Annotated in this window: 1 protein-coding gene and 1 pseudogene; both read left to right on the top strand. The window is 50.4% G+C overall.

All coding sequences use genetic code 11. The features are described 5' to 3' along the window. Positions 1-32 precede the first annotated feature (32 nt). Complete coding sequence (locus WG89_RS28765) at positions 33-359, top strand: hypothetical protein (protein WP_062271240.1); 327 nt, start codon at positions 33-35, stop codon at positions 357-359. A 66-nt stretch (positions 360-425) separates the two neighbouring features. Then, positions 426-823 (top strand): annotated as a pseudogene (locus tag WG89_RS28760) (hypothetical protein); the annotation flags it as partial.

Raw genomic sequence — 823 nt, 5'->3', positions numbered from 1 at the left:
ACAAGGGCTGTTTGATACCGAGTCGATAAAGAATGAAGAAGTTTCTCTGCACCGCACTGCTGTCTTTTATGGTGATTGCACCACTGGCAAATACAGCTCATGCGCTACCAGGCAGTGACCGTAGAGAAGACCGTCGCGATGATCGTCAGGATAACCGTGAAGATCGCAGAGATGATCGTCAGGACAATCGCGAAGACCGCAGAGATGATCGTCAGGACAATCGCGAAGACCGCAGAGATGATCGTCAGGACAATCGCGAAGACCGCAGAGATGATCGTCAGGACAATCGCGAAGACCGCAGAGATGATCGTCAGGATAACCGTGAAGACCGAAGAGATGACAGAAGGGATAACTGGTAACGGCCCGACTGTAAACCTTCAAGGCCCGTAGTTAACCGACTGCCGACCTTTTTAGAGAGAACCCGTATGATAAAACGACTATTCACGTATTTTATTTTAATCGCCAGCTGTTCACCTTTATCCACTCTGGTCCATGCTGGCTGGGGCGATAACGACCGTGATGAAGTTCGCGAGGAGCGTCGAGATGATCGTCAGGACAATCGCGAAGATCGCAAAGATGATCGTCAGGACAACCGCGAAGATCGCCAGGATGATCGCCAGGATAACCGTGAAGACCGTCGTGATGACCGCCAGGATAATCGCGAAGATCGTCGCGACGATCGCTGGGGGGGACCAAAAGTCATAAAGAATAATATTGTGGTGGTCGCACCCAGAAAAAGGGTTCTCAGAAACAATGTAGTGGTCGTAAGAACCTATGGTCACTCTTACTACGGTTATGGCCACTACCATGACGACAACGATGC

The organism is Endozoicomonas arenosclerae, from assembly GCF_001562015.1.
Taxonomy (GTDB): Bacteria; Pseudomonadota; Gammaproteobacteria; order Pseudomonadales; family Endozoicomonadaceae; genus Endozoicomonas_A; species Endozoicomonas_A arenosclerae.
Note: the sequence above shows the minus strand (reverse complement) of the source record. Positions and strands in the feature narration are given on the sequence as shown.

Excerpts from the sequence above, each read along its gene's own strand:
- WG89_RS28765 (WP_062271240.1), top strand. The coding sequence starts at position 33 with ATGAAGAAGTTTCTCTGCACCGCACTGCTGTCTTTTATGGTGATTGCA.